The sequence below is a fragment of the Oleiphilus sp. HI0080 genome, assembly GCF_001635135.1.
The window spans coordinates 1-1,804 of record NZ_LWFU01000749.1 but is presented as its reverse complement, the minus strand read 5'-3'; the positions used below and the strand labels follow the sequence as shown (position 1 = coordinate 1,804).

Below are 1,804 nucleotides of genomic sequence, written 5' to 3'. Positions count from 1 at the left end.
TCAAGATATTCCTCTGGCAGACGCTGTTCTTACAAAAGGAGCAACTGTGATCAATACTCGCGGCCAAGCACTGACCAAAGAGAACATCAAGCAGCGCTTAAATATGCGGGATTTTTTGGAAACGATGCGCGCCAGCGGTGTTCAAAGCGGTGGCCCAAAGCCTTTGGGCCAAAGAGATATTCAAGAATTTGCGAATGTGCTCGATCGCTGGTTAGCGCGCTACAATCGTTAACCCACGTGGTGGTTAATGCTCATTGCGCCTAACGCACCTTAGTCAAGCCTAAGCACGAAGTTTGTCATGAATGCTCAGTGAGCGGTCTATTCTGTGGTCGACGACAAGTACGCGGCAAGCACCTGCTCGACAGATACAATGCCATTAGCAAGTGCAGCTTTAATTTCCTGCATCGTAATGGGCGCTAAACCATGCAAGCCAGCGGCCCAGTTAACACTTACGGCTAAGCATGCGTATTTAAGGCCTAGCTCAATCGCAAGCGAAGCCTCTGGCATACCGGTCATGCCGATCATATCGCCGCCATCCTGTTTTATGCGCATCACTTCAGCCGCACTTTCCAAACGCGGACCATTGGTCGCTGCGTAAACACCACACGGCAATACTTCAATATTTGCCCGCCTCGCAGCCTGTATCAAGCCTTTGCGAATAGATTGCGCATAAGGCTCGGTAAAATCAATGTGCCCAAGCTCAGCACTGGTGCCATCATGGACCGTGTGCTCCCGCCCCCAAGTGTAATCGATAATCTGATCAGGCACCGACAAAGCCTCCGGCGGCATATGGCTATGAATGCCTCCGACAGCATTGATCGCGATCACGTCGGTCACCCCAAGTTGCTTGAGTGCAAACATATTTGCGCGGTAGTTTATTTTATGTGGAGGAATTGAGTGAGGCTGCCCATGTCGCGCCAAAAAACACACGTCCCTTCCGTGATAGGCACCCGTAACAATGGACCCGCTAGGCTGACCAAAGGGTGTATCAACGGTGTGTCTATCACTCTCAGCGAAGCCGGAAAGTGCATTCAGTCCCGTGCCACCAACAATTGCGTACATTCTTCTACTCCGAATTAACCAAGGCACAAAACCAAATCAGGGCTTTGGCTCTTCGATATTATGAGCAAGCCCACTATTAACCAGTTCTGGCAAATGCACCGTTGATGTTGGGAACGCAAACTCTGCGCCCTCACCTTCGATGATCTTTATAATCTCAACCAACACTTTCTGTTTTACTGTGTGGTATTCGATCCAGTTTGTTGTCTTGGTAAAGGTATAAATAAAGAAGTCTAAAGAGGAGGCACCAAACGCATCAAAATTAACGATTAGTGTTTGCTCTGTATCAAGGTCAGGATGATTTTGTAGCATCGTTTTAACTTTAGAAACAACAGTTTCGAGCTGTTTGGCATCATCATACCGAATGCCCACCTTCTCATAGATTCGACGGTGACTCATTCTAGATGGATTCTGCACTGAAATATTCGCAAAAACTTGATTTGGAACGTAGAGAGGGCGTTTGTCAAAGGTGCGAATGGTCGTTAAGCGCCAGCCAACCTTTTCAACGGTTCCTTCAATCTCCTGATCTGGTGAACGAATCCAATCACCAACGACAAAAGGTCGGTCAAGGTAGATCATTAAGCCACCAAAAAAGTTCGCCAATAGATCCTTCGCTGCGAAACCGACTGCAATACCGACGATACCACCAAATGCAAGCACACCACTGATACTAAAACCAAGTGTTTGCAGGGCAACAAGCACTGCCGTAATGATAATCGAAGCACGCAGTAGCTTTCCGAGCGCA

The 1,804-nt window shown here is 48.1% G+C and carries 3 protein-coding genes; 1 reads left to right on the top strand and 2 read right to left on the bottom strand.

Features of this window, described 5'->3' with window-relative positions:
- The coding region (locus A3751_RS15785) for a DUF188 domain-containing protein (RefSeq protein ID WP_197466402.1) at positions 1-232 on the top strand (232 nt) is incomplete at its 5' end.
- Between the two features lie 86 nt (positions 233-318).
- Here the strand turns inward: A3751_RS15785 and A3751_RS15780 are convergent.
- Positions 319-1,062 carry an S-methyl-5'-thioinosine phosphorylase gene (locus tag A3751_RS15780; protein WP_068457825.1) on the bottom strand — a complete coding sequence of 248 codons (744 nt, stop codon included), beginning with the start codon at positions 1,060-1,062 and terminating at the stop codon, positions 319-321.
- 36 nt (positions 1,063-1,098) lie between these two features.
- Positions 1,099-1,804, bottom strand: a 706-nt coding sequence (locus A3751_RS15775; protein ID WP_156492529.1) for a mechanosensitive ion channel family protein, incomplete at its 5' end; no start/stop codon positions are given.

Excerpts from the sequence above, each read along its gene's own strand:
- A3751_RS15780 (WP_068457825.1), bottom strand. The coding sequence starts at position 1,062 with ATGTACGCAATTGTTGGTGGCACGGGACTGAATGCACTTTCCGGCTTC.